The organism is Cellulomonas sp. GbtcB1, assembly GCF_019091725.1.
In the GTDB taxonomy this organism is placed as follows: domain Bacteria; phylum Actinomycetota; class Actinomycetes; order Actinomycetales; family Cellulomonadaceae; genus Cellulomonas.
The window spans coordinates 1-247 of sequence record NZ_JAGXJG010000405.1 but is presented as its reverse complement, the minus strand read 5'-3'; the positions used below and the strand labels follow the sequence as shown (position 1 = coordinate 247).

Sequence of the window (247 nt, the reverse complement as noted above, 5' to 3'; positions counted from 1 at the left end):
GGTCATCAACGTGCCGCTGACGGTCGGGCTGGCGCTGGTGCTGGCGTCCGCGCTCAACGCCGGGGTGCGGTGGGCGCCGGCGTACCGGGTCGCGTACTACGTGCCGTACCTGACGGCGAGCGTGTCGCTGGTCGGGGTGTGGATGCTGCTGTTCCCGGCGAACGGCCTGGTCAACGCGGTCCTCGGGCCGCTGGCGCCGGATCCGTCGTGGCTCGCGAACAAGTCCCTCGCCATGCCGACGATCGCC

1 pseudogene is annotated in these 247 nt (G+C 72.1%); it reads left to right on the top strand.

Annotated features, from left to right (window positions below):
• Nucleotides 1–247 (top strand): annotated as a pseudogene (locus KVT14_RS20845) (sugar ABC transporter permease); the annotation flags it as partial.